This window comes from Wolbachia endosymbiont of Wiebesia pumilae (assembly GCF_017869285.1).
Lineage (GTDB): Bacteria > Pseudomonadota > Alphaproteobacteria > Rickettsiales > Anaplasmataceae > Wolbachia > Wolbachia pipientis.
Window position 1 is genome coordinate 482,145 of record NZ_CP054557.1, and the last position, 22,638, is coordinate 504,782.

The 22,638-nt window shown below is 35.3% G+C and carries 22 protein-coding genes, 1 tRNA gene and 1 pseudogene; 17 read left to right on the forward strand and 7 right to left on the reverse strand.

Features of this window, described 5'->3' with window-relative positions; all coding sequences use genetic code 11:
- Nucleotides 1-83: 83 nt before the first annotated feature.
- Together ubiH and HUB92_RS02525 are read left to right on the forward strand one after the other, a co-directional pair.
- On the forward strand, nt 84-1,232 hold the full coding sequence (ubiH, locus tag HUB92_RS02520) for a 2-octaprenyl-6-methoxyphenyl hydroxylase (protein WP_209473195.1): 1,149 nt from the start codon (nt 84-86) through the stop codon (nt 1,230-1,232).
- A gap of 441 nt (nt 1,233-1,673) precedes the next feature.
- A complete protein-coding gene (locus HUB92_RS02525) occupies nt 1,674-2,636 on the forward strand; it encodes an IS481-like element ISWpi4 family transposase (protein WP_209473196.1) in 963 nt (320 codons plus the stop codon).
- Nucleotides 2,637-2,638: 2 nt separating this feature from the next.
- Here the strand turns inward: HUB92_RS02525 and pth are convergent, their stop codons facing one another.
- Nucleotides 2,639-3,187, reverse strand: coding sequence for an aminoacyl-tRNA hydrolase (gene pth / locus HUB92_RS02530; RefSeq protein ID WP_065094970.1), 549 nt, complete (start codon nt 3,185-3,187; stop codon nt 2,639-2,641).
- Nucleotides 3,187-3,798: a 50S ribosomal protein L25/general stress protein Ctc gene (locus HUB92_RS02535; RefSeq protein WP_209473198.1), complete on the reverse strand. Its 612-nt coding sequence runs from the start codon at nt 3,796-3,798 to the stop codon at nt 3,187-3,189. The genes pth and HUB92_RS02535 overlap by 1 nt, the downstream gene beginning before the upstream one ends.
- 145 nt (nt 3,799-3,943) lie before the next feature.
- Between HUB92_RS02535 and HUB92_RS02540 the strand changes: the two genes are divergently transcribed.
- Nucleotides 3,944-4,243 (forward strand): NADH dehydrogenase ubiquinone Fe-S protein 4, encoded by a 300-nt coding sequence (locus tag HUB92_RS02540; RefSeq protein WP_209473200.1) that lies wholly within the window; start codon nt 3,944-3,946, stop codon nt 4,241-4,243.
- Between the two features lie 301 nt (nt 4,244-4,544).
- Here the strand turns inward: HUB92_RS02540 and ftsL are convergent, their stop codons facing one another.
- Nucleotides 4,545-4,856 carry a cell division protein FtsL gene (ftsL, locus tag HUB92_RS02545; RefSeq protein WP_007548286.1) on the reverse strand — a complete coding sequence of 104 codons (312 nt, stop codon included), beginning with the start codon at nt 4,854-4,856 and terminating at the stop codon, nt 4,545-4,547.
- Nucleotides 4,853-5,797, reverse strand: coding sequence for a 16S rRNA (cytosine(1402)-N(4))-methyltransferase RsmH (gene rsmH / locus HUB92_RS02550; RefSeq protein WP_209473203.1), 945 nt, complete (start codon nt 5,795-5,797; stop codon nt 4,853-4,855). Before rsmH ends, ftsL begins: the two co-directional genes overlap by 4 nt.
- A gap of 218 nt (nt 5,798-6,015) precedes the next feature.
- Here rsmH and HUB92_RS02555 point away from each other — a divergent pair.
- Nucleotides 6,016-7,262 (forward strand): annotated as a pseudogene (locus tag HUB92_RS02555) (MFS transporter).
- A gap of 27 nt (nt 7,263-7,289) precedes the next feature.
- Here the strand turns inward: HUB92_RS02555 and map are convergent.
- Both map and ftsA read right to left on the reverse strand, forming a co-directional pair.
- Nucleotides 7,290-8,072 carry a type I methionyl aminopeptidase gene (gene map / locus HUB92_RS02560; RefSeq protein WP_141456790.1) on the reverse strand — a complete coding sequence of 261 codons (783 nt, stop codon included), beginning with the start codon at nt 8,070-8,072 and terminating at the stop codon, nt 7,290-7,292.
- Between the two features lie 132 nt (nt 8,073-8,204).
- Entirely contained in the window at nt 8,205-9,443 is a 1,239-nt protein-coding gene (ftsA, locus tag HUB92_RS02565; protein WP_010962406.1) for a cell division protein FtsA, read from the reverse strand.
- 138 nt (nt 9,444-9,581) lie between these two features.
- Between ftsA and def the strand changes: the two genes are divergently transcribed.
- The 13 genes from def (at nt 9,582) to uvrC (ending at nt 22,426) form a co-directional block, all read left to right on the forward strand.
- On the forward strand, nt 9,582-10,121 hold the full coding sequence (def, locus tag HUB92_RS02570) for a peptide deformylase (RefSeq protein ID WP_209473205.1): 540 nt from the start codon (nt 9,582-9,584) through the stop codon (nt 10,119-10,121).
- Nucleotides 10,111-10,932, forward strand: coding sequence for a uracil-DNA glycosylase (locus tag HUB92_RS02575; protein ID WP_209473207.1), 822 nt, complete (start codon nt 10,111-10,113; stop codon nt 10,930-10,932). Before def ends, HUB92_RS02575 begins: the two co-directional genes overlap by 11 nt.
- 661 nt (nt 10,933-11,593) lie before the next feature.
- Nucleotides 11,594-11,800, forward strand: coding sequence for a hypothetical protein (locus HUB92_RS02580; RefSeq protein ID WP_038250894.1), 207 nt, complete (start codon nt 11,594-11,596; stop codon nt 11,798-11,800).
- A gap of 66 nt (nt 11,801-11,866) precedes the next feature.
- Nucleotides 11,867-12,079, forward strand: a complete 213-nt coding sequence (locus HUB92_RS02585) for a hypothetical protein (protein ID WP_006279675.1) — start codon at nt 11,867-11,869, stop codon at nt 12,077-12,079.
- 5 nt (nt 12,080-12,084) lie between these two features.
- Nucleotides 12,085-14,133 carry an NADH-quinone oxidoreductase subunit NuoG gene (gene nuoG / locus HUB92_RS02590; protein WP_209473352.1) on the forward strand — a complete coding sequence of 683 codons (2,049 nt, stop codon included), beginning with the start codon at nt 12,085-12,087 and terminating at the stop codon, nt 14,131-14,133.
- Nucleotides 14,117-14,335: a hypothetical protein gene (locus HUB92_RS02595; RefSeq protein WP_209473208.1), complete on the forward strand. Its 219-nt coding sequence runs from the start codon at nt 14,117-14,119 to the stop codon at nt 14,333-14,335. The genes nuoG and HUB92_RS02595 overlap by 17 nt, the downstream gene beginning before the upstream one ends.
- 8 nt (nt 14,336-14,343) lie before the next feature.
- Nucleotides 14,344-14,718 (forward strand): hypothetical protein, encoded by a 375-nt coding sequence (locus tag HUB92_RS02600; protein ID WP_209473209.1) that lies wholly within the window; start codon nt 14,344-14,346, stop codon nt 14,716-14,718.
- A complete protein-coding gene (nuoH, locus tag HUB92_RS02605; RefSeq protein WP_209473210.1) occupies nt 14,702-15,727 on the forward strand; it encodes an NADH-quinone oxidoreductase subunit NuoH in 1,026 nt (341 codons plus the stop codon). The genes HUB92_RS02600 and nuoH overlap by 17 nt, the downstream gene beginning before the upstream one ends.
- Nucleotides 15,720-16,715, forward strand: coding sequence for a porphobilinogen synthase (gene hemB, locus HUB92_RS02610; protein WP_209473212.1), 996 nt, complete (start codon nt 15,720-15,722; stop codon nt 16,713-16,715). The genes nuoH and hemB overlap by 8 nt, the downstream gene beginning before the upstream one ends.
- Before the next feature lie 146 nt (nt 16,716-16,861).
- Nucleotides 16,862-17,620, forward strand: coding sequence for a phosphatidylglycerophosphatase (locus HUB92_RS02615; RefSeq protein WP_138265045.1), 759 nt, complete (start codon nt 16,862-16,864; stop codon nt 17,618-17,620).
- A 44-nt stretch (nt 17,621-17,664) separates the two neighbouring features.
- Nucleotides 17,665-18,504 (forward strand): glycine--tRNA ligase subunit alpha, encoded by an 840-nt coding sequence (locus tag HUB92_RS02620; protein ID WP_209473214.1) that lies wholly within the window; start codon nt 17,665-17,667, stop codon nt 18,502-18,504.
- 3 nt (nt 18,505-18,507) lie between these two features.
- A complete protein-coding gene (glyS, locus tag HUB92_RS02625) occupies nt 18,508-20,625 on the forward strand; it encodes a glycine--tRNA ligase subunit beta (RefSeq protein WP_209473216.1) in 2,118 nt (705 codons plus the stop codon).
- Entirely contained in the window at nt 20,609-22,426 is a 1,818-nt protein-coding gene (uvrC, locus tag HUB92_RS02630; protein ID WP_209473218.1) for an excinuclease ABC subunit UvrC, read from the forward strand. The genes glyS and uvrC overlap by 17 nt, the downstream gene beginning before the upstream one ends.
- A 101-nt stretch (nt 22,427-22,527) precedes the next feature.
- On the opposite strand, the gene HUB92_RS02635 is transcribed toward uvrC, so the two are convergent.
- Nucleotides 22,528-22,604: transfer RNA gene (locus HUB92_RS02635), tRNA-Arg, on the reverse strand.
- Nucleotides 22,605-22,638 lie beyond the last annotated feature (34 nt).

Below are 22,638 nucleotides of genomic sequence, written 5' to 3' on the forward strand. Positions count from 1 at the left end.
TAAAAAATTTAATTTATATATAAAGTTTGTTTAAACTATTTTCAAAACAGATAAAATATAATTTTACAATTAGCGTAAATAAAATGAATTATGATGTAATCATTTCAGGTGGTGGGTTACTTGGTCTTATTACTGCCATTGGCCTCAGTTGTGACTCTGTGTCTGTAGCTGTGATTGAAAAAAATAGTCTACCACGTGTAGTAGATGACAACCGAGCATTTGCTATTTCTCAAGGTTCGAAAAAAATATTGGAAAAATTAGGGATTTGGCAGTTTATAGAAAGCGAAGCTGAGCCAATACTTGATATATGCATATTAGATGCGGTTACTGTGCATTACAATCATAAAATGGTTGGTGAAGAACCAATGGGTTATGTTATTAACAATGCCACTATATGGAATGCAATCAACAATAATTTTTTGAATAAACTAAATATATACTCTCCACATTCCTATAAAACAATTGCTTGTGATTCAGGATATGTGGAAGTTATTCTTGATAATAACCAGGAATTAATATCATCGCTACTTATCTGCGCTGAAGGCAAGAACTCTAAACTACCAGAGTTATTTTCTATACCGACAGCGAAATTTGATTATAAACAAAGTAGCATAGTATTTAATGTAAAGCATGAACTGCATCACCAAAACTTAGCTGTAGAGCGTTTTTTTCCTGGCGGTCCATTTGCAATTCTACCGATAAAGGATGGCTATACTTCTTCGATAGTTTGGACAGAAAAATCTGGAATTTCAAAAATGCTAATGGATCTGTCTGAAGAAGAATTTATTATAGAGCTTAAAAAAAGATTTGGTTCTTATTTAGGAAAGATAAAACTAGAGGGTGAAAGAAAACTTTATCCTTTAAGTTTTGTTTTCGCAAAAAAGTTATATAAGGGTAGAGTTTTGCTTATCGGCGATGCAGCACATTCAATTCATCCAGTTGCAGGTCAAGGGCTTAATCTTGGAATTAGAGATGTAGAAAGTATTATAAAGCACGTAGTTGCCGCAAAAGCATCTGGTATTGATGTTGGCAGTAGTTATTTATTAAAGAAAATTTCACGTAACAGATACTTTGATAATTTTACAATGGCGCTTGCAACTGATGGATTAAATAGGATGTTTTCCAACAGAATATTCTGCGCTAAAGCACTAAGAAATCTTGGCTTGATTGCAGTTGAAAATTCAAATTTCCTCAAAAAACGCTTCATTCGGCATGCTATGGGATTTATATAAATCACTATTTTATAGCTAATGCAAGTCAGGTTTCCCACGGCATACCGCCGCGGTATCTTGGCCGCTAACACGTAGCGGGATGACGAATGTATCTGTTTAGCAGTTGTGTTAAAAGTCAATAGAAAAATTGATGTAGCTGTGGATAAGTACTTTTATCTGTATAAACGTGCTTATCCACAGCTATACTGGCTCTTAGATAGAAACAGACAGAGAGTTATATTTCTCAGTAAAAACCCTGTCATCTCTGACTAAAGAGTTAGCAAGAATAAGCAATTTCCTCATGGCAGCAGTGGAAGCAATTTTATATGGCTTTTTATATTGACTATATAATCTAGTAAAGAAAGGTTTGATATAGGAATTAGGGGGGGAGGGGGGATGTATGGTCCCAGAGTGTGATGGTATGATAAAATATGAGAAAACAATACCATCAAAGGAGGAATTATGGGACAAATATTACATGGGTGCGCCAAAACAACAGAGACAATTCGTAGAGCAATACAAAATAGTAAAGAGAGCATAGCAAAACTCTCCAGGTACTATAACCTTAATCCAAAAACTATCATTAAATGGAGAAAACGGTCTTTTGCCAAAGACGCTGATATGGGTCCGAAGCATGCAAGATCAACTGTTTTAACTTTAGAAGAGGAGGCTGTAATTGTTGCATTTCGTAAGCATACTCTATTGCCATTAGATGATTGTCTCTACGCTTTGCAAACCTCAATCCCACACTTGACTCGCTCTAGTCTACATCGTTGCTTACAGAGGCACAGCATTAGCAGACTACCAGATGTTGATGGCGAAGTTAAACCAAAAAAGAAATTCAAACAATATCCTATAGGCTATTTCCATATTGATATTGCAGAAGTCAGAACAGAAGAAGGAAAGTTATATTTGTTTGTTGCAATAGATAGAACATCCAAATTTACGTATGTTGAGTTGCATAAAAGTGCTACAAAACCTATAGCTGCTGAGTTTCTACGTGATTTGATTAAAATTTTACCATATAAAATCCACACTATTTTGACAGATAACAGTGTACAATTTACCAACCAAAAACGCCATAAATACGCTTTTCAACATATATTTGATAGAGCTTGTGAAGAAAATGACATTGAACACCGTCTAACAAAAGTTAGCCATCCTTGGACGAATGGGCAAGTTGAGCGTATGAACAAAACTTTAAAGAATGCCACTGTTAAGAAGTATTACTATCAGTCTCACCAGCAACTCAAAGAGCATCTTTATGACTTTGTTATGGCCTACAATTATGCTAAAAGACTCAAAACTCTTAAGGGTCTTACACCTTTTGAGTTTATATCTTTACAGTGGACAAAATCTCCTGAATTGTTCATACTAAATCCACACCATCACACTCTGGGACCATACACTTCCTGTGTTTCGTAATATTATACAATCAAATTGATAAAAGCTGTATTATCTCCTTGCAGCATTAAGTGTATATTTTTTGCTATTTTTTCCACTAAGGGAGTAACATTATCAAAATTTGAAAATTTTGATAACACATAATCTGCTAAGCTTCTTTGATCTTCAGGTCTACCCACTCCAAATCTCAAGCGCCAATAATCGTTGCCAATAAAACTATCTATGGATTTAAGTCCATTATGTCCAGCAGAGCTACCACCTTTCTTTATTTTTATTCTTCCAAGTTCCAAATCAGCGTCATCGTGTATGACAACAATATTATCTAGCGATAATTTGTAAAAATTTCGTATTTTTGCAACAGGGATGCCTGAATTATTCATAAATGAATAAGGCTTTATTAACATGATTTTATTATCATTAATTATGCCAGAGGTTATTAGATAATCGGCTTTTTTAGAGAACGACTGGAAATTCCAATATTTGCAAATTGTATCAACTACGATGAAGCCGATATTATGATAAGTTAACTCATATTGACCACCAGGGTTACCAAGCCCAACTATCAGGTGCACTATTCCTCTGTTTCTGCTTGAGGTTCTTCAACGTCACTATCGGCAGCAGAAATTGTAACAATGGTAAAATTTTCTTCTTCATGAGCTACAAACTTAACACCTTCTGGTAATTTTACATCATTAATATGTATAGACTGGCCAATCATTTTACCGGATAAATCAACTTCAATAACCTGAGGTATTTTATCAGGAGAGCATTTAACAGCAATAGAACGACACAAAACATTAAGCACTCCACCTAATTTGATTCCTGGAGCTTTACTTTCATTCACAAATGATAGAGGTATGTCTATTTTAATTTCACTGCCTTTATCAATAAACTGAAAATCAACATGTTGCACAGTATCCTTTACTACATGCAATTGGATATCGCGAACAAGAGCATATTCCTTTTTGCCCGAAATATTCAGCTCTATCAAATGTGCAGAAAGAGAGCCTGACTTATATTGCTTTGTGAATTCCTTTGCAGACAATGTCAAATTTACATTATCATGGCCCTTTCCATATATGATTCCAGGGATGTTTCCTTTCTTTCTTAGAGAATGCATCGCTTTTGTTTTTGTTATATCACGTAACTCTGCATTAATTGTTACTATTTCCTGTTGCGTCATCGGTTACTCCTATTCAGCTAATCCTTTTAATATAATTTAACAATAATATAACATAAAAATATTTATTTCAAACTTCATTCTTTCATACTAATTGTTTGTGAAAGGATTTATTTAGATATATATTTAAGCTTATTTAACAAGAACTATGGGCATTGACGATAAAGTAGTTTTTAGGATTTATAGACCAACAAGAACTGCAACACAATCTGGTTTAGGTAATACAAATTTCTGGCACCTGAAAATTGAATCTGGCTCTTACTACATTGAACCTTTAATGGGGTGGGTTGGCTCAAAAGATCCAAAAAAACAGATTGTATTAAAGTTTGATTCTCTTGAAAAAGCAGTATTCTACGCAAAAAAACGCAACGTTAAATACATAATTGAAATGCCAAAAAATGTTAAGAGGCTGCCAAGATCTTACGCAAGCAATTTCATACTAAAGTAAGTTGCACAACAAATGGTGTTATGCAAGTAGCTGACACTGCTCTCCTTTGTCATCCCAGTGCCCAGACACTGGGATCCAGGAATTTTATTAAGTTGGTAAGCATAAAAATAGCTGTTTTACGTTAAAATACAATGTTTTTGATGATTATGGAAAGGCTGGATCCCAGTGTCAAGCACTGGGATGACACCATTTGTTGTAAACTCACTTTTACTCTATGGTTATACTACCTTGCCGCTATCCTGAACGGATACAAAGTAAGTTTTATTGTGATGTGCTCATCTGTAAAAAATAAGACTTAATCTCACTGTTGATCATGGATTTTAAGTTGTGCTAACACACTGCGGCCATTTAAAGAGTCAAGATTTTTAACCTGGCTAGCCAGTATTAAAGAGTTATTTTTCAGGTATTTCTTTACAAGACTTGCAAGTCTTTTTGGATTATTTAAATAGCTCCACTCTGCTTGTAAAACTTTTATATCACTTTGTACTAAATTAATTTCACTTTTTATTTTTATTAGCTCTCTATTTAACGACTGAACATGTAATTTTACCTTAAATAGTCCTACAATGCTAAGAAAAAACATAACTATTGAGATGATGCAGAAAGTTCTCACGACAACCTCTGTATAGCTCTTAGTTTTGCTGAGCGTGAACGCGGATTTGCACTTACTTCTTCTATACTTGCTTCGATCACTTTTTTATTTAGCAGAGAGAATGTCTTGCAATCAGTAGCACATAAATCTTTAAAAAAAGTTTTGACTATACGATCTTCTAAGGAATGAAAGGTGACGACAATTAATTTGCCATTCTCACTTAAAATCTCAGATGCAGCTTTAATACCCTTTTCAAGTTCTCCCAGCTCATCGTTTACCCATATTCTGATTGCCTGAAATGTTCTGGTTGCAGGATCAATTTTGCTTTTTCCACGGAACACCACAGAACGTACAATGTTCGCAAGCTCAAATGTAGTTTTGATAGTTTTCTTCTTCCGTGCACTTACTATTGCTCTTGCGATTTTGCGAGAATGATGCTCTCCTCCGTAGTTATATATAGTATTTGCGATTTCTTCTTCGCGTAAAGCATTAACAAACGTTGAAGCGTTTATATAAGAAGAGTTATCCATACTCATATCGAGTGGACCATCATGTAAAAATGAGAACCCTCTATCTCCGTTATCAAGCTGCATAGATGAAACTCCGATGTCAAAGACCACTCCATCCACTCCGTTTGATGTCATTCCAGCGCGTGACCAGTTATTTTTTCCAGTATCAAGTACTGGGATGACAGGAGATGGCTCAACGCTGCTTAGTATACTTTTAATATTACTAAACTTCTCAATGAATAGTTTTATTCTATCGGGATATCTAACGCTTAAATCATCATAAAACTTAGTTACCGTTTCATCTCTATCAATTGCATATACCTTGCAATCAGCTGACTCCAATATTGCTTTGCTATACCCTCCAGCTCCAAATGTGGCGTCCACGTATATGCCACCATCCTGCGGTGATAGTAGTGATAGCATCTCTTTTAACAAAACTGGAGTGTGTGTCATATCAAAAAATTTAAGTACAGTTGGTGTAGATATCCTACTCTACTCTACTCTTCACATCAATTTTATTTATGTACATAGATTTTCTTGCCAAAATATGGTATCTTATCGGAATATATGAGCAATAATATTAAAATCAAGGTTTAATATTGTTAATATAATATTCACATAACGTTCACATTTTTTTTTATATATAAGATCAAACAGGCTATAGGGAAATTATGCAGCAAATAACAAAAGTAATATTTTCAAGTTTGATTTGTAACACTTTATTGTGGTATGACCACATGCTTTTTGGCTACTTAATAAACATAATAGGTGGTGTGTTTTTTCCATCGGATGATCAACTAACCAGCGTATTGAAGGCTTTTGGAGTGTTTGCAGTGGGTTTCTTAATGAGACCAGTCGGTGCTGCTATATTTGGTCACATTGGTGATAAACATGGCAGAAGAGTTGCCTTATTGCTCTCGATTATATTAATGACTTTATCAACCGTATTAATTGCTTTTGTTCCAGGTTATCAAAGCATTGGAATACTAGCGTCAATGCTGGTAGTGTGTTTAAGATTATTGCAGGGTATATCTCTTGGAGGAGAAGCAGGAAATGCACCATTTTTAATAGAACATGCTCCTAAAAACAAAAAAGGATTTTTTGGCAGCATTGAGGTATTAAGTGCAATTCTTGGTTCAATATTAAGCCTGATAGCGGTACTCATATGCAAAAAAGTATCTGATTTTGAATCTTGGGGGTGGAGATTACCTTTCATTTTCAGTTTAGCAATGGGATTAATTAGCATATATATGAGATATATACTTGATGAAAGCCCAGAGTATAAAAGACAAAAAAATCCGTCTAAATTGCCACTAAAAGAGTTATTAAACAATTACAAAAAGCCTGTTCTAATATCAATAGGTATTGACTTGGTTGAAAATGCGTCTCTATATATATATTTGGTATTTTTCAATGTGCTTACGAATAAAATATTAACAGTAAATACTCATTTTAATCATATAGTAGAAATACTGAGTCAAATTGCGCTCGGAGGATTGACAATATTATTTGCTATACTTTCTGATAAGGTAGGAAGAGAAAAAGTTATGAAATTTGCATTTATAGCTTTTGTAATAGTAAGTTATCCAGTTTTTTCAATGTTATGTAGTGGCAATTACTTGCTGGCACACATTCTTTTATAATTCCAATAGCTGCATCGCTTGGTCCTGTCAGTGCACTTATGTGCGAATTATTTCCAACAAAGGTTCGGTACAGTGGATTTGGTTTATCAAGAAATATAGCTGCTGGATTTTTTGGCGGCCTTGCACCATTTATATGCACAACAATTATCAAGGTTACAGGACAAGAGACTTCAGCTAGTTTTTACATGATTTTCTGTGCATTAATTGGGCTAGTTGCTATATCGCAAATTAAGGGTGAGCTTTCTTCAAAATCACCCAAAGTAAACCAAGTATAGTTGCAGTATAGCAGAATTTAAAAAAATCTAATTATAAGGTGGGAAATGCCAATTCTTAGGTGATAATGTGAATATTTCAGCACCATCTTTTGTCACTCCAAGTGTATGCTCAAATTGAGCAGAAAGTGAAAGATCGCGTGTTGTTACTGTCCAGTCATCGAGTTTACTGAGCAGAGTCTCATGTTTTCCAGCATTAATCATTGGCTCTATTGTAAAAAACATACCTTCCTTTAAGACAAGATCTTCATCTTGATCATAGAAATGCACTACATTTGGTGGAGCATGAAAGACTTTTCCTATACCATGTCCGCAGTAGCTGCGTACGATAGAATATCCAAAATCTCTAATATATTTCTCTATAGCAAGCCCTATTTCATTTAACTTATTGCCGGGCTTAACTTGTTTGATTGCTTCCATCAACGCATTATAAGTAGCATCACATAAACGTTTTGCTTTGATTGATGGTTTGCCAACCCAAAACATGCGACTTGTATCACCATGCCAACCATTTAAAATCACCGTGACATCAATATTTAAAATATCTCCATCTTTAAGCGGTTTATCATCGGGAACACCATGGCACACAACTGCATTTTTTGAAGTGCAAATTGATTTTGGATACCCCCTATAGTTTAGTGGTGCTGGAATTGCACCTGCATTAATTATAAAGTCATGGCATAGATCATTTAATTCATTGGTTGTCACCCCTACCTTTACGTACGGTGCAATGAAATCAAGAGTTTCAGCAGCAAGCCTGCCAGCCTTGCGCATAAATTCAAAATCTTCTTGTGAGTGTATAGTTATGTTCATATTTTCCATGTCTTATTGTAATTGGTACGCTTACTCGCAAGTACATAAACATAATAATTTTACATATTATAAAAATAAGTCCTATGGATCCTAGTGTCAAGTCATTTGTATGAAAGGTGGTAAAACAGAAATCTAGACTGTAACTTTTGATTTAACCCAATTATACAATTTACTCATTTTACCATCCTGACCTAAAATACCAGAATTATTTTTATAAAAAGTGTCAACTATTAGCTTTATAGAGCCTATAGCAGCAGAAAATACAGGATTTTTATCATATTCGCCATCAAGACCGCTACAAGACTCAGGGCACCCAATTCGAACTTGCTTATTGAATATATAGCCTGCAATTTCCTTCATGCTTGTGAGTTGACTAGTTCCACCTGTGATCACTACTTTATTAATTGGATCTTTCTGCTCTTGAAATTGCTCTCTTACCATTTCAAGTATTTCTTCAACTCTTGGTCTTATGATGTTAATAAGCTCAGATTTGAATACTTGAGTAGGTTCATCATTTTCGTTGTTTTGCATTGTAATGTACTCATTCTCATCTATTGAAGTTACGATAGTGCTGCCATACAGTATTTTTATATACTCTGCACGTTCTATGCTTGTGCATAGCCCGTAAGCAATATCTCGAGTGATATGAACACCACCAATTGGAACGCTGCTTGCATACACAAGTTTCCCTCTTTTGAAAATTCCAATTGCAGTGCACCCACCGCCTATATCAACAATAGCAGTCCCGAGCTCTTTTTCATCTCCACTCAGACAGGCAAGACCTGCAGAATATGCAGAAGCAATACAACCTGCCATATTTAATCCACCATTATTGGTAATACAGTTTTCAATATTGGTAAGCGCTGGACGCGAAGCAGTGACAACATTAACATCAGCAGATAGTCTTTTTCCGTACAATCCACCAACTTCTTTTATGTCAGTCATGTCATCTAAGTGATATTTTAGTGGTATATTGTGAATGATAACATTGTCTTCAATATATTTCTCAAATGTTTGAAAAACTACACGTCTTATATCACGCTCAGAAATCTCATGGTTAGCTGCAATAATTTCATTATGTACATTGAAAGATGAGATGCCACATCCAGCAATGTTCACATATATCTGATCTATGGTTTCTTCTGATACTTGCTCAGCTAAACCTATAGTTGATGAGATGGAGTAATTTGCGTGTTTTACATTAGTTATCGACCCACCGTTTACACCTTCTGCAATCTTATAGCCCGTTCCTGTTACTTTATAGCTGAAGTTGCCATTTATTTTAACGATTAGACAAATAATCTTTGTTGTACCTATGTCTAAAACAGCAAAAACGTTTCTCTTTGGTTTTGCTATTACTGCAGAGTACATTAGTTAACCTTATTACGCAATTTCATTTAAATTGTAGCTTCCTTTAATAATTTATATTTCTATTATAGATATAGCAACATTTTAATATACACTAAATTCTGGACAAAAGGAAAAGCAAAACATAGAATTATAATTTTTATGTCCATATTACCAATTGTAATTGCCCCTGATGAAAGACTAATCACACGTGCCAGTGAAGTAACAGATATAAACGATAAAATTAAAGAATTAGTAAACGACATGTTCGAAACTATGTATGATGCAGAAGGTCTTGGCCTTGCTGCAGTGCAAGTTGGAGTGTTAAAGAGAATTTTTGTTATGGATATTCAGCTAGAAACGATTGAAAATGAGCCAGCAGGATATGGCTCAACTGGCAAATTTTACATGATTAATCCTGAGATTACAGAATTATCCGATGAACAAGTAATTCTCAAGGAAGGATGCCTTTCAATTCCAGAGCAAAGTCATGAAATTAAGCGTCCAAAGTATCTAACTGTGAAATACAGAGACTTAAATAACGAAGAACAGACGCTAAAAGCTAGTGGTTGGCTTGCAAGGTGTATTCAGCATGAATTAGATCACTTAAACGGCATATCATATATTAGACATTTATCTAAATTAAAGTATGATATGGCCATGAAAAAAGCACAAAAGGTTAAAAAGCATTATGAGCAATAAAGACCTAGAATTATTAAAATTTTACCATGAAGTGGGCGTTGATTGCACACTAATGGAGGGTGAAGAGGAAAAAAAATTGGAGAGCAAAGAGAGTGTACAACCCTCTGTTATCCAAACTGGGACCAAGAAGAAAGATGCAGATATGCGCTGGAATGACACTAAAGATGGAAAAGACATGTTTCCAAGTGATTGGATAATTGAAGCAAGGAAACTTGCAGGTAAATGTGGTAGTGTGGATGAATTAAGAAGTGCAGTTGAATCATTTGAAGGTTGTGAGATAAAAAAAACTGCAACTAATACTGTCTTTTCCGATGGTAATCCAAATGCAAAAATTATGCTCGTTGGTGAAGCTCCAGGAGCAAATGAAGACCTTCAAGGCATACCATTTTGTGGTGCAAGTGGAATGTTGCTCGATAAAATGTTAAATGCAATCAATCTTGATCGCACTAAGGTATACATAAGCAATACTGTATTTTGGCGCCCACCTGGCAATAGAAAGCCAACCGACCTAGAGCTTGATATGTGCAGACCATTTGTTGAGAAGCATGTTGCACTGGTTTCACCGCAAATTCTAATTTTAGTCGGGGGAATCGCATGTTATAGCCTTCTTGACAGCACAAAAACTATATCGAATTTGCGTGGCAGATTTCATACGTACACTAACCAATATTTGTCCAATTCAATCACCACAGCCGCTATATTTCATCCAGCTTACCTACTTCGCCAACCGGCACAAAAACGTTTAGCCTGGGAGGACTTGAAGAAGATTAGGGAGTATCTTGATAACACCAATAACTGCACAAATACCTAATAAAGTGGTAGACCTCTTGCATAGTTTTTTGCAGCATGTTAACAATCGTTAGAAACGAAAAAACTTCCTTGACAAACTCCGCCAGCCCCCTTATCATAAAATTGAAGCTATTGTATTTGCTTTCGCCAATCTGCAGATTAAAAGGTAAGGATTACTTAATGTATCGGCGTCTTATGTTCAATTTTTTGCAGTATATAGATACTGTATGTCTTTACAAAACTTCATCTACATCTAGATTTTTATCTAAATAGGCTGAACGCGCTTATAAAGCGTTACAAGACATCAAAAAATGCCAATACTCGACAGAGATAGTAAAAGACTAGCTAACTCGGGGATTCTTTGTCTTTTTTTCTGCTTAGTAAATTTCTTAAACATTTGCAGCGTAAGTTAGTTGCAATTAAAAGCAGCTTAATCTTGCTTGTCAAGCGTTTAAAACATAAAAAACGCCAATATTTTAAAGCGGATAATAACCCCAGGGCTTCTTTTGCCTTTTTTTTCGTTTGGTAAATTTCTTAATGTTTATAGCTAAACGACAATCGTCATCCCGCAGCGGGATCTATGCTTTGAGATACCGCGAATAAATCGCGGTATGACGTAGAGCTCGCGTTAGCTATACTTTTATGCTTACCAACTCAGTATCCAATCAAAATCCTGGATTTCAGTGTCAAGCACTGAAATGACACCAAAAGGGCTACTGCTGTTTTGGATGGAAACCAGTGTCAGCTACTTGAATCTGCCACGCAAATTGCCTGCAAATTGCAATGTTCGTACAGCTGTGCGTCATGCGCTGGAATGGCATCAAGGGGTAACTTTTTATTTAAACAATGATTGTAAAATGATTATAATAAGAGATCTATTGAAATTTTAAAGTTATTAAATATTGACGCTATATACTTAAGTGTTAAAATAGAATGAAAAGTTTTTAGGAGTTTATATGGCAGCAGGTGGGAAAGCAAAGACAGCTAGTAAAAATAACCCTACTCAGCGTAAGAAAGCTGAGCAAAAAATGTATAAAGATAAACCGGTAAAACCTGTTAGATATATAGATCGTGATTCGCGCATGAATTATATGTCTGCTCAATATGACAACGGCAATCTGGTTGAAGATGAGGTAAGCGGCAATCCTATAAAGTGGGAAGCTGTATAATAGTTGTGGTTAAAGTTACTATTAATTCTAAGGAATGTGAAGTAGAGCATGGGCTCACTATAATTCAAGCTTGTGAAGTCGTGGGCGTTGAAATTCCACGTTTTTGTTATCATGAGCGTTTAGCAATTGCTGGTAACTGCAGAATGTGTTTGGTTGAAGTGGAGGGTGGACCTCCAAAACCAGTAGCCTCTTGTGCAATGCCAGTTGCAGAAGGGATGGTTATTCACACTGATACCCCTAAGGTTAAAAAAGCACGTGAAGGTGTGCTTGAGTTTTTGCTAATTAACCACCCGCTTGATTGCCCAATTTGCGATCAGGGTGGTGAATGCGATTTGCAAGATATCACGATGGCTTATGGGAAAGGAACCAGCAGACTTGATGAGCATAAGAGGGCTGTGCCAAAAAAACACTTCGGACCACTGATTGAGACCGCGATGAATCGATGCATTCATTGCACTCGGTGTGTTAGATTTTTGTCTGATGTTGCAGGTACAAATGAACTTGGAGGAATCGGAAGGGGAGAAAATGTAGAGATTAGCACTTACATAAAAAGGCATATTAGTTCTGAATTATCCGGAAATATCATAGATCTCTGCCCGGTAGGAGCTTTAACTTCAAAGCCTTACTCCTTTACAGCGCGTCCATGGGAGCTATCACATTGCGAAACTATAGATGTACTAGATGCTGTGGGAAGTAGTATTAGAGTTGATTATCGTGGCCCGGAAGTTATGCGAATATTGCCAAGGCTGAGCGAAGAAATAAATGAAGAATGGATATCAGATAAAACCCGCTTTGCCTATGATGGACTAAAAGTTCAGCGTCTTGATCGACCTTATATAAAAAAAGATGGTAAATTAGCCCCAGTTGATTGGAATGAGGCATTAACTGTTGCTGCAAAGAAATTAAAGAATACAAAATCAAATAAAATAGCTGCAATTGCAGGTGATTTAGCAGATTGTGAGTCTATGCTTCTACTTAAAGAAATGATGCAGAAGCTCGGCTCGGGAAATATAGATTGCAGGCAGGATGGTGCAAAACTTATACCAAATAATCGTGGATCGTATGTGTTCAATACCACTATTGAAGGTATAGAGAATGCGGATTTGTGTCTGCTTATAAATACAAACCCAAGGATAGAAGCACCGATCATTAACGTAAGATTGAGAAAGAGATATTTACAGGGCAACTTTCCTGTTGCAAGTGTTGGTCCTAACATTGAATATTTGTATCATGTTGAGAAATTGGGCGATAATCCTGATATTTTGAGTGAAATAGCAAATGGAAATCATAAGTTCTGTAAGCTGCTGAGTGCTGCTCAGAGCCCTATGCTGATTATCGGTCAAGATGCATTAGTAAGAGACGATTCTGAATCAATTCTAATTCTAGCTGGCAAAATTGCAGAAGAATTTAACATGGTCAGAGATGACTGGAATGGCTTTAATCTGCTGCATAAAGCTGCAGCAAGAGTTGGTGGGCTAGATATTGGGTTTGTTCCTAAAAAAGGCGAAAGGGATATTAATCAAATATTGGAACATGCAGAAAGTGGTGAAATAGAAGTTGTTTATCTTCTTGGTGCAGATGAAATTGACACATCAAAGTTAGAAAACACATTTGTAATTTATCAAGGTCATCACGGTGATAAGGGTGCACATGTGGCAGATGTTATCTTGCCTGGTGCTGCATATACAGAAAAATATGCAACTTATGTAAACACTGAAGGTCGAGTGCAAAGAACAAATTTAGCTGTATTTCCTCCAGGTGAAGCAAAGGAGGACTGGTTAATTATTAAAAATCTCTCGCAATATTTGGATCTCTCCTTACCATATGATAGTTTATTTGACGTGAGAAAAAAATTAGATACTATCGGTCCACAGTTTAGAAATGCTGATCAAGTGATAAAAAATACATGGGTACCAATCAGCAGTGGTGAAATAAGCTTAAGTAATACACCTTTTACTTTAAAGGAGTGTAATTTTTATATGACGGATTCAATAAGTCGCGCTTCAAAAATAATGGCGGATTGTACTAAGGCTTTTTATGATAACGCTAGTTAATGTTTTATTTATTTTAACGCCTTTTTTACTGCCAGTCTTGGTTTACTTTGAGCATAAAGCCAATTTAGTAATAATGAACAAGGATCCAATTTTAGAATGTAAGCCTTATACGTTGCTACAATTGCGCGCTGATATTGTAACATTATTTGTTCATGTACTGATATTGGCAGGTGGTATATTTCCTGGAGTTATTTTCCGTTAATAATAATCATGATTTTTTTACTTTCATTCATATTAGGTGATGATGTTAAAATTAAAGATACTAGTTCATGGAATATGTTTAACCTTTTTAGGCAAATTATTGTGGCAGCTGTATGTGGTGCTACAGCTGGTATAGTTTCACGCGGGGTGTATGATAGTTCTAGATTATCAATAATTATAATTGTTATTATTATGTCATTTATATTGTTCAGTTGGTACGTATCGCGCTACTACGCTAAATCGGAAAATGGTAGGTTGCGGAATATGGTTGCTGCTCTTACTCTAATAACATCATCTGCTTTATCTACTGCGCTTGCTATATTCTTCATTTTGGCGATTATGAATTACTTTTTTGGTTTAGAGTTGTATGCCTTTAATATTTAAAATTATTTTTCTTCTCATTCCACTTTTGCTTTCAGTAGCATATTTGGTGTACTTTGAACGTAAAGTTATTGGTGCAATTCAACTAAGGCACGGCCCGAGTGTAGTTGGACCTTTTGGGCTATTGCAGCCATTTGCAGATGCTATTAAGCTCCTGATTAAGGAGCCGATAATACCATTTAGAGCGAGCACCATACTGTTCATTATGGCTCCAATGCTTACCTTTATCTTGGCATTAATTGCCTGGGCAGTTATACCGTTTGGTGCTGAAGTAATTGTAGAAAATGGCCAGCAAGTAGTTATTCCTAAGGTTATAGCAAATATTAATGTTGGAGTGCTTTATGTGCTAGCTATATCGTCGCTGGGAGTATACGGCGTAATTATTGCAGGCTGGTCAAGCAATTCTAATTATGCATTTCTTGGCGCTATACGGTCGGCTGCTCAGATGATTTCATATGAAGTTTCAATAGGCTTAATAGTTGCTACAGTTGTTGTTACGACTGGCACGTTGAACCTCGGAGAGATGGTGGTAGCGAAACACAATATGCCATTTTGGGTTGATTTGCTACTAATGCCTATAGGAATAATATTTTTTATTTCTTTGCTTGCAGAAACTAATCGTCACCCATTTGATTTACCAGAAGCTGAAGCAGAGCTTGTCTCTGGATATAACGTTGAATATTCATCCATGCCTTTCGCTCTCTTTTTCTTGGGAGAATATGCAAACATGATTTTAGCAAGTGCTATGATGACAATATTCTTTCTAGGAGGGTGGTATCCTCCGTTAGAACTTGGTTTGCTTTATAAAATTCCAGGTTTAATTTGGTTCGTTTTGAAGATAATTATACTTTTATTCGTATTTATTTGGATTAGAGCAACAATACCTCGTTATCGATATGATCAGCTAATGCGCCTTGGTTGGAAAGTGTTTCTGCCAATATCGGTGCTTTGGGTGGTACTCATTTCAGGAGTGTTGCTCTTTACTGGGAATTTACCTGGATCCAATGTTTAATTTTCCAAATACAAGATTAAGACGCAGGCGCTCGAGCAAATGGGTTCGCAATTTAACAAGTGAAAATAGCTTATCAGTAAATGATTTAGTTTTTCCTCTATTTGTTCACGACAGAGAAGAAACAACTGAACCAATTTCTGGCTTACCAGGCGTAAAGTGTTATTCAATAGATGGATTAGTGTCTATAGTTAAGGAAGCTAAAGATTTAGGAATTAATGCTGTTGCAATTTTTCCTGTAGTTGATAGTAAACTAAAATCTGAAAACGCTGAAGAAGCATGTAATTCTGACAACTTAATCTGCAGAGCAATTTGTGCTGTAAAATTAAAGGTACCTGAAATTGGTATTATTGCAGACGTTGCACTGGATCCATACACTATTCATGGCCATGACGGCATTTTAAAAGATAATCAGATGGATGTAGAAAACGATGAAACTATATCAGTACTGTGTAAGCAAGCACTTGCTTTAGCGAAGGCAGGATGTGATATAGTTGCTCCTTCTGATATGATGGATGGTAGAGTAGGAAGAATCAGAAAATCATTAGATGATAACAACTTTCAAGACGTATTAATATTATCTTATGCAGTGAAATACTGCTCTAGCTTCTATGCTCCATTCAGGCAAGTCGTTGGTTCATGTGGGCTATCACATTCTATAGACAAAAGTGGTTATCAAATGGATTATAAAAGTGCGCGCGAAGCAATGTGCGAAATTGAAATGGATATAAATGAAGGTGCAGACTTTATTATGATTAAACCAGGTATGCCATATTTAGATATTATCAAAACAGCAAGTGATAAGTTTAATTTTTCGATTTTTGCTTACCAAGTAAGCGGTGAGTACGCAATGATAAAAGCTGCTGCAAATAATGGCTGGCTAGATTATGACAAGGTGATTTATGAATCTTTGATTGGTTTCAAACGTGCGGGTGCAAGTGCAATATTCACTTACGCTGCACTTGATATTGCAAAAAATTTAAGTGCATAAGCCCTATAAAATTATTAAATTTTTGGCGCACGTTCTTCTACTGTTGCTGCATATTACTTAAAGTTTTCCAATACATGTTTTAAGTTGTTGATAAGTCCGTTACAATACAGTATTATAAATAATATAAACCAAGTGTTACTTAGAACATGGGGATTTTTTTTAAATTTTTGGGAAAGATGCTAGGCAAGGTTTTTCCTGCTAAAACAGTAAGCTCTCTTTTAGGAATAGGATATTTACCAAGTTGGCAGAACTATTGGTCTTCTTTTTTAATATTATTTATTGTCGATGTTATATTAATTCTTACATATGGAGGCGAATACTTACTATATAAAATGCCAGACTCAGGAATAGTTGTAGCTGCTGTTTTTACAAAATTGGCAATAGTTATGTTAGTAATGCAATTAATTGGAATATTTATTTTTCATGCTCAAGACCCTTCAGCAAACAGTGGTGAAGAAATAGTAATACAAATAGCGTCAGGGCAAGTACTGACTGTAGCACTTTCAATGCCGGCAATGATGTCGATTTATTATGCTGTAAGTAAACTCTATGGGAATATATGTAAGCAGATGTTTCAATGCCCATTTTGGTTTAATGATTTTATGCACTTTTTCTTTTTTCTTATGATACCTTACGTATTTTTTAATGTCGTAGAAGTGATAAAACCATGGCCAATAAGTTCAATACAGCTCAGCTATAATAATGCAATGTCAATTACATTTGAGGGGATTTTTCACACATTTTATGCGGTGATTTTACTGTATTTAACAGCATTTATATTCTGCGATTTAACTATGCATGATGCAATTGTCCTAAATAAAAGCATAATTCAGTATGTGAGGGAAAGTTCAGCAGTTTTAGGTGATTATTTACATGATACTGTTAAAAAAATAGGTATTGAATAGTACTTATTTATTTATATATTTAGTATAAAAAGTGTACAATTTGTGTGAACTTACAAAGTATAATAAAAGAGTTACAAGATTTTTGGGCTAGTGAAGGATGTGTTATACTTCACCCATACACATCTGAAGTTGGTGCTGGCACATTACATCCTGCAACAATTATGTCTGCAATTGATACAAAACCGGCAAAAATTGCATATCTACAACCAGTAATTAGGCCAGCAGATGGGCGCTATAGTGATAATCCTAATCGTTTGTATCAACATCACCAATATCAAGTTATAATAAAGCCATCTGGTAATAATTTACAAGACGTCTATTTAGATAGCTTAAAAGTTCTTGGCATATCTACAGAAAAATATGATATTAAGTTTGTTGAAGATGATTGGGAAAATCCAAGTGTTGGTGCATCAGGACTTGGTTGGGAAGTTACATGCAATGGAATGGAAGTAACACAGCTTACTTATATACAGCAAGTTGGAGGGATTGACTGCAAGATGATTCCTGGTGAGGTGGCATATGGGTTGGAACGTTTAGCAATGTGCATACAAGGTGTAGATAATGTTTACGATATAATTTGGAACGATAACGGTGTAACTTACGGAAATATTTTTAAACAAAGAGAATATGAATTTTCTTATCTAGCGTTAGACTATTATGATACTAAAGTGGTACAGCAGCAATTCGAAGATACGGAAAAATTGTGTAAGTTCCTTATTGAAAAGGAGCTACCAATGGCAGCCTATGACCAATGTATTAAAACTAGTCACCTACTTAATCTGCTTGATGCAAGAGGTGTGCTTGGTGTGAATGAACGTACAGCTTATATTGGTAAAGTTAGAGAGCTAACAAAAAAATGTTGTGAATTGTACATGAGTAAATAGCGTATGTCGTTGCAGTTATTATTTGAGTGCCTTTCAGAAGAAATACCACCGAGAATGCAGAATGTAGCTGCAACTCAAGTTAAGAGCTGTATTGCCAATGTTTTTAACAAAAATAATGTAAAATTTACATCAATGGAGGTTTTTGTAACGGCACGTCGCATTACCCTATTTGTCGACAACATAAATGCTTTGGAGCTAAAGGATTCCAATAACGAAGTTAAGGGACCAAACATTAACGCACCAAAAAGTGCTATCGAAGGTTTTTTAAGAAAATATCAGAAAAATGAAGAAGATTTGCTCGTTCGAAAAGTAAATAATGAGGATTTTTACTTCATTAAAAGAGAAAGCTGCTCATTTAACATTCAAGAGTTTCTTAAAAATCAACTAGGAGAAATATTAAAAAATTTCTCTTGGCCAAAAAGTATGAGATGGGGCAAAGGAAAAGAAAGGTGGGTTAGGCCAATTAAAAACATTTTATGCATTTTAAATGATGAAATAATACCTGTATCTTTTGCAGGGATTACAGCATCTAACACAACATATGGCCATCGATTTCTCTCAAGTGGTACGGCGCTTACTGTTAAAACACCTAAAGACTATTTTGAATTGCTAGAAAAAAACAGTGTAATTCTCCAAATGGACAAAAGAAAGCAATTTATACTAGATCAGATTAATAAATTCACAAAAGAGCAGAATTTACAACTTGAGAAAAATGATTATTTACTAAATGAATTGACAGGGCTTATAGAGTGGCCAATCGTACTGTTTGGTGAAGTGAATCAAGAAAAGTCATTTGGATTACCGAAGGAAGTAATACTTAGTATAGTTAATACACAACAAAAATACCTTGCTTTAAGTAATGGAAAGAGAATTTCACACTTTGTCACTGTTGTCAACGTCAACAATGGTGAAGTTGTTAAAGGACACGAAAGAATATTAGAAGCACGTCTTGCTGATGCCCAATTTTTAATATCTCAAGATAAAAAGGAAAATCTAGATTATTATGTCAAAAGATTAGGTTCAATATTATTTCATGCTTCACTTGGCAGCGTGGGGGAAAAGGTGAAGCGTATTACGGCTTTGTCAAAGTATATGGCTATATTTATTCCACATGCTTCGCTGATAAAAGTTGAACGTGCTGCATATTTGGCAAAAGCTGATTTGGCAACATCGATAGTAAGAGAGTTTCCAGAATTACAAGGAGTAATGGGTGGATATTATGCTTCTTATTTTCAAGAAGATAGAGAAATAGTGGAAGCTATAACTGAGCATTATAAGCCAATCGGGCCAGAGCAGGAGTGTCCTAAATCTCCTTCTGCAATTGCTGTGTCAATTGCAGACAAAGTGGATAGCTTAGTTGGTTTAATTGCAGCAGGTGAGAAAATCTCTGGTTCGTATGATCAATTTGGTTTGCGGAGAATGACAATTGGTATAATTAGGACAATACTTGAAAATAATTTGCATGTTCCAATTAGGCTAATGATAGACAAGTCAGTATCTTTATATTCAAGGCTTCTATTTAATAAAAATACAGCTTCAGTTGATAAGCCGAATAGAAAACAAATTTCAGAACTAGTATTTAGATTTTGCTTAGAAAGATTCAAGGTTATTTTAAAAAATAGAGATATAAGGCAAGATGTTGTAGATTCAATACTATATAAAATCGATATTAATGATCTGCTGACAGCAGAAAAGCAAACTGTTATATTGGATCGTTATCTTAGTACTCCAGAAGGTGAACAAATTCTAAGCACTTACAAAAGAGTCAGTAACATGATGAGCAAAGCAAGGAAAAGTGATGGCACTACTTATAGTGCATCTTACGGTAAGAGGTTTTTGATTGAAAGTGAAGAAATTGCGCTATCAAATTGTGCTATAACTGCTTGTAAAAACATAAAACAAGCGATAAAAAATAACCACTTTAATGTAGCACTTGATGAACTTGCTGGTTTTGCTCCGTTTATCAATCAGTTTATGGACAGTATAAAGATTAACTGTGATTCTGATAAGCTGAGAAGAAACAGATTATCTTTGCTTGAAAATGTAGTTTCCATCTTTCATTTAGTAGCAGATTTTAACCTCATACAGGTTAAACAATGGATAAATGCTCAGGCAATATAAAGAACAAATCAAATCATCTCCACAATCCTGTGGCGTGTATAAGATGGTTGGAGATAAGAATAAAGTTTTATATGTTGGAAAAGCAAAAAACTTAAAGTCAAGGTTATCCGACTACCTTCAATTCGAAAACCTTTCTGAACGAATTAGAGTTATGCTCTTACAGGTTATTAAGGTTGAAATATTCATCACTGAGAATGAAATCGAAGCACTGCTTCTTGAAGCACAGCTAATAAAATCATTGAAACCACTTTATAATATTGTGCTCAAGGATGGAAAATTTTATCCTTATATAACAATTTCCAAGCACGATTATCCAAGAATAGCAAAATATAGAGGCAAATTTAAGAAAAATGAGTTTCATTATTATGGTCCCTTTACATCTGCCGCTGCTGTTAAGCAAACTATATTGTCATTGCAAAAAGCTTTTCTCCTAAGAGTATGTTCAGATCAATACTTTTCCTCAACAAAAAGACCATGTATTGAATATCAAATTAAGCGCTGCTCAGCACCATGCATAAACAAAATCACAAAAGACGACTACTGCCAATCAGTAAAACAGGCACGAAATACATTGCTTGGAAGAAATAAGGAAGTGAAAGAACAGTTACTTTTCACAATGAGAAAGTGCAGCAGTGAAGAAAACTATGAGCTTGCTGCTATATATAGAGATCGGGTAAAGTTTCTTGAGCAAATTCAAATACAGCACACGGATTTTTCTTTTGAAAAAGATGCAGATTTCTTCAGTATTGTACGTGAAGAGGATCTAGCATGTATTAGTGTGTTATCGTTCAGAAATAAAGACAACTACGGCAGCACTCCTTACTTTGCCGAGAACTGTGGTGATCACTCAAATGATGAAATTTTATCCACCTTTTTGGTCAATTTTTATAATTCAGCTAACATACCTCCAATACAAATTTACGTTCCAGATTCTATTGTGGATAAGGAAATTATAGAACAAGCACTATATAAGGTTGCTCAAAAGCCAGTAAAAGTTCTGCATGCAAAGAATAAAAAAGAGCGTGATTTATTGAAATTTGTTTATGATAACTCTCAGCATAGCTTAGAGCAGAAGCTTATCGATTATAGAAATAACCTAGAAAAGCTTGAGGAGCTTAGCAAAATCTTCTTGTTACCAAATATTCCAAAGCGTATTGAGGTTTATGACAATAGCCATATATTTGGAAACCAACAAATTGGTGTAATGGTTGTTGCAGGGCAGGAGGGTTTTTTAAAAAGTGAGTACAGAAAATTTACTATAAAGGAAAAATTTTCAGGCGATGACTATAAAATGATGAGGGAAGTGCTAACCAGACGTTTCTCCGGCAATATAAAAGGCATAATACCTGATTTTTTACTGATTGATGGTGGACCAGGACATGTTTCCATAGTACAGAATGTACTGGAAGTATTGAATATAAACGTTCCTTTTGCTTGTATGGCAAAAGGTCCTGATCGTAACGCAGGAAATGAAAGATTTTATATGCTGGGCAGGGAAGAATTCAGTCTGGCAAATGACAGCAAAGTCATGCTTTACTTACAATCGCTGCGTAATGAAGCCCACCGTTTTGCGATAACTTCACATAGAAAAAAACGCGATAAACAGTTTATAGTTTCACAATTAAGCAAAATACCCGGCATTGGCAACAAAAGAAAAAAAGCGTTGATGTCTTATTTTGGTTCAGTGAAAAATATAAGCAAAGCTTCTCTGGCTGAAATTCAAAACATACCTGGAATTAGTAAAGGTTTAGCAGAAGTTATTCTTAAACACGTAAATTATAAGAGAGGAGTACTGGAATGACACAAAACCCGTTTTATTATTAGGGAATTTATATCTTAAAACCGCAAAAAAAGGTGTGCGTATTTGTGAAAAAAAATCTCCATAAAATTTGTGAAGCAATGTGGTGGGACTAGTGCGATTCGAACGCACGACCTTCAGATTAGGAGTCCAACGCTCTATCCTGCTGAGCTATAGTCCCGTATTTCCTACCATTCATGTAAAGTTATAGCAAA

Coding starts and splice junctions, on each gene's coding strand:
- ubiH (WP_209473195.1), top strand. CDS start 84: ATGAATTATGATGTAATCATTTCAGGTGGTGGGTTACTTGGTCTTATT.
- HUB92_RS02525 (WP_209473196.1), top strand. CDS start 1,674: ATGGGACAAATATTACATGGGTGCGCCAAAACAACAGAGACAATTCGT.
- HUB92_RS02535 (WP_209473198.1), bottom strand. CDS start 3,798: ATGACGCAACAGGAAATAGTAACAATTAATGCAGAGTTACGTGATATA.
- HUB92_RS02540 (WP_209473200.1), top strand. CDS start 3,944: ATGGGCATTGACGATAAAGTAGTTTTTAGGATTTATAGACCAACAAGA.
- rsmH (WP_209473203.1), bottom strand. CDS start 5,797: ATGACACACACTCCAGTTTTGTTAAAAGAGATGCTATCACTACTATCA.
- map (WP_141456790.1), bottom strand. CDS start 8,072: ATGAACATAACTATACACTCACAAGAAGATTTTGAATTTATGCGCAAG.
- ftsA (WP_010962406.1), bottom strand. CDS start 9,443: ATGTACTCTGCAGTAATAGCAAAACCAAAGAGAAACGTTTTTGCTGTT.
- def (WP_209473205.1), top strand. CDS start 9,582: ATGTCCATATTACCAATTGTAATTGCCCCTGATGAAAGACTAATCACA.
- HUB92_RS02575 (WP_209473207.1), top strand. CDS start 10,111: ATGAGCAATAAAGACCTAGAATTATTAAAATTTTACCATGAAGTGGGC.
- HUB92_RS02585 (WP_006279675.1), top strand. CDS start 11,867: ATGGCAGCAGGTGGGAAAGCAAAGACAGCTAGTAAAAATAACCCTACT.
- HUB92_RS02595 (WP_209473208.1), top strand. CDS start 14,117: ATGATAACGCTAGTTAATGTTTTATTTATTTTAACGCCTTTTTTACTG.
- HUB92_RS02600 (WP_209473209.1), top strand. CDS start 14,344: ATGATTTTTTTACTTTCATTCATATTAGGTGATGATGTTAAAATTAAA.
- nuoH (WP_209473210.1), top strand. CDS start 14,702: ATGCCTTTAATATTTAAAATTATTTTTCTTCTCATTCCACTTTTGCTT.
- hemB (WP_209473212.1), top strand. CDS start 15,720: ATGTTTAATTTTCCAAATACAAGATTAAGACGCAGGCGCTCGAGCAAA.
- HUB92_RS02615 (WP_138265045.1), top strand. CDS start 16,862: ATGGGGATTTTTTTTAAATTTTTGGGAAAGATGCTAGGCAAGGTTTTT.
- glyS (WP_209473216.1), top strand. CDS start 18,508: ATGTCGTTGCAGTTATTATTTGAGTGCCTTTCAGAAGAAATACCACCG.
- uvrC (WP_209473218.1), top strand. CDS start 20,609: ATGCTCAGGCAATATAAAGAACAAATCAAATCATCTCCACAATCCTGT.